At 48.6% G+C, this 2,071-nt stretch carries 2 protein-coding genes; one reads left to right on the top strand and one right to left on the bottom strand.

The genetic code is table 11. The features are described from left to right. Positions 1-1,335 (top strand): glucose-6-phosphate isomerase (locus tag H6F50_RS07580; protein ID WP_190428055.1); only part of this gene is annotated, 1,335 nt, incomplete at its 5' end. Between the two features lie 298 nt (positions 1,336-1,633). Here the strand turns inward: H6F50_RS07580 and H6F50_RS07575 are convergent. Then, positions 1,634-2,071 (bottom strand): 2OG-Fe dioxygenase family protein (locus tag H6F50_RS07575; protein WP_190428053.1); only part of this gene is annotated, 438 nt, incomplete at its 5' end.

Here is a 2,071-nt window from a genome sequence, read left to right as displayed (position 1 = left end):
CAACAGATTGTCCAAACTTTAGAGCAGATTGAAGCATTTGCCCAAAAAATCCACAGCGGCGAAATTCATCCACCCAACGCTCCTAAGTTTACCGATATTGTTTCCATCGGTATCGGCGGATCGGCACTCGGTCCCCAATTTGTCGCCCAAGCGATCGCTCCAGACTTCCCACCCCTGGCAATTCACTTCATTGACAACACCGATCCGGCGGGCATTGACCGTATCCTCTCCCAGCTCAAAGATCGGCTGAACAGCACCCTCGTCTTAGTCATCTCCAAATCAGGGGGGACGCCAGAACCCCGCAATGGCATGGTAGAAGTGCAAAAAGCCTTCGCTGAGCAGAATCTGAATTTTTCCCCTCAAGCTGTTGCCATTACCGGGGAAAGCAGCAAATTAGATCGGCAGGCAAACTCAGAAGGCTGGTTGGCAACCTTCCCAATGGAAGATTGGGTGGGAGGACGTACCTCGGAGCTGTCAGCCGTAGGATTGCTCCCAGCCGCCTTGCAGGGAATCGATATCCGCGCCATGCTTGCCGGTGCCAAAGAAATGGACACTGCCACCCGCCTGCCCCAAGTCAAGAAAAATCCAGCCGCACTACTGGCGATGAGCTGGTACTTCGCCGGAAATGGCAAAGGCGAAAAAGATATGGTGGTGTTGCCCTACAAAGACAGCCTGCTGCTATTCAGCCGCTATTTGCAACAGCTAGTCATGGAATCTTTGGGCAAAGAAAAAGACCTTGACGGAAATATCGTCTACCAAGGGATTGCTGTTTATGGCAACAAAGGCTCAACCGACCAACACGCTTACGTGCAGCAGTTGCGAGAGGGTGTCCCGAATTTCTTTCTGACCTTCATTGAAGTCTTAAAAGACCGACAGGGTAACTCCCCCTTCGTCGAGCCGGAAGTCACATCCGGCGACTATCTCTCTGGTTTACTCCAGGGAACCCGGCAAGCTCTGTATGAAAACCAGCGAGATTCTGTCACCGTGACGATTCCTCAGGTAAACCCCCGCATGGTAGGTGCGTTAATTGCTTTGTATGACCGGGCTGTCGGACTTTATGGTTTCCTGGTCAATATCAATGCTTATCACCAGCCAGGGGTAGAAGCGGGTAAAAAGGCTGCCGCCGCCATTCTCGACTTGCAAAGACGAGTTTTGCAGGCAGTACAAGAGGAAGGCGCTCCCCTTTCTTTGACTGAGTTGGCTCAGAAAGCGGGTGCCTCCGATCAAATTGAGGCAATCTACAAAATTCTGCGCCACCTTGATGCCAATCAGCGGAGCGTTGTTTTACAAGGCAATTTGGGCGAACCCAGCAGTTTGAGGGTTTCCGCCATTTAAATGGCTCTAATTATCATAAATTTGGCATTTTAGAGCGAAGACAAAGCTTCAACTCAAAGGATGCTGAATACGGCTCTAATCAAGGAAATTGAGATCTGTCCGCTAGCTTCTGCAAACAGGGGAGTGGCTAAGTTTTACATCCCCTAAGTTTAAGTAGGGGCACAGCAATGCCGTGCCCCTATGGCTAATACGAAAGTTTAGAGACTCTACCTCCCAATGCCGGGACGCTCGTTCAAGCTGCTCAAAACAGTAACTAAAAAAGCACAGCTAAAACTGAGAAATTCGCTCTTTCTCCTTCTTAATTTGTCAATAAGCTGGGACAAGTCAGAACAAATACGTCCCTTGTTCCTTCACCATGAAATAGTGGCTGAATGGGAGTTGTATAGTGAAAAAATTCCCGATCGTTAACTAATAGCAGTTCGCCCGGATGAAGAACTTTAGAAAAAACCGGGTCATGCTTTTTGGATTTGTAGAGATGGGTTTCTCCACCTTGAATATTTTCCCGTCCTACAGAAAATATGCCGACAAAATCAGTCCCATCCCGATGAATCCCTTCAGGGGCAGGGTTCCCATAATTATCTGGCGAACAGGTCGTTCTAATTTGATGAACTCCTATTTCAACGGCTTCTGGGTCGAGTTGGCAGTAATCAATAAATGCCAAAACAAGTTTTTTGAAATCTTCAAGCTTCGTAATGGCATCATCTAGTTCGGCATACTCTCGCTTGATATCGCCGAC

The organism is Coleofasciculus sp. FACHB-712 (assembly GCF_014695635.1).
Taxonomy (GTDB): domain Bacteria; phylum Cyanobacteriota; class Cyanobacteriia; order Cyanobacteriales; family FACHB-T130; genus FACHB-T130.
This window is presented reverse-complemented; position numbering and strand designations above follow the sequence as displayed.